The sequence below is a fragment of the Liquorilactobacillus vini DSM 20605 genome (assembly GCF_000255495.1).
GTDB lineage: Bacteria > Bacillota > Bacilli > Lactobacillales > Lactobacillaceae > Liquorilactobacillus > Liquorilactobacillus vini.
This window is the reverse complement of record NZ_AHYZ01000145.1, coordinates 1-1010: the sequence shown is the minus strand read 5'-3', so window position 1 is coordinate 1010 and position 1010 is coordinate 1. Positions and strand designations below refer to the sequence as shown.

Below are 1010 nucleotides of genomic sequence, written 5' to 3'. Positions count from 1 at the left end.
TATGGTCGGCATTCTGAAAAAATGGAAAACCCAGGCCAATTATCCTTGCTTGATAATTCTTTTACCGAGCCAGAGCAAACTGGAAATCAAAGCGAAGAAATAAGTGAAACTCAAACAGCTGTACCAGTCAAAAGACATCATCGGACACGAAGTGAGATCATTTCTGAAGGCTTGCCTGTTGAAGAGACAACAATCAAACGCGAAGATGATCATTGCGAACATGGTCATCAACTGATCCCCATTGGAAAACACTTTGTGAGAAAGGTCATTCACATGATTCCAGGCAAATTGTTTGTTGAAATCATTAATGAAGAAACTTACAAATGTGTTGACTGTGAAAAATTAGATGGTTGTAGTCATCTTTACCACGGAAAAGCGCCACAGGCGTTAATTGCACATAGTATTGCCACTCCTTCACTGATAGCGGAGATCCTTAATCAAAAATATGTATTGGGAACTCCAATTTATCGACAATTAAAGGAATGGCAGCGTGCTGGTGTTTTACTCAGTGAAACAACAATCACCAACTGGATAATTAAATGTGCGGCAATCGTAAAACCTTTGTATGATCTGTTGCATCAAAGACTAATTGAGCAACGATTCCTTCAAGGTGACGAAACACCTTATGAAGTTTTGCGAGAACCCAATAAACCAGCACGCAGTAAATCTTATATCTGGGTCATCCGAAGTATCAGTCGTTCAGACAAGCCAATTGTTTATTATGTTTACGGTGATACTCGATCAGGAAGATTCGCCCAAAAGATTTATCAGAATTTTACTGGTGTTCTTCAGTGTGACGGCTACGCCGGTTACAATCTTTTAACTGATTCAATTACGCGTGTAGGTTGTTGGGCGCATGTTCGGCGGAAATTTTATGATGATGCCAATAAGGTGCGCGGACATTTTAAAGAAACTCGCCCACTGGCGATCTTAAACGAAATGTTTCGTTTGGAAAAACAATGGTCAAAATTATCAAGCAGTGAGCGGCTTGATCGTCGCTCAAAAAGTTT

At 40.1% G+C, this 1010-nt stretch carries 1 protein-coding gene; it reads left to right on the top strand.

From position 1 onward, the window contains the following. Positions 1-21: 21 nt before the first annotated feature. Positions 22-1010 (top strand): IS66 family transposase (gene tnpC / locus ON15_RS11500; RefSeq protein ID WP_235720446.1); only part of this gene is annotated, 989 nt, incomplete at its 3' end.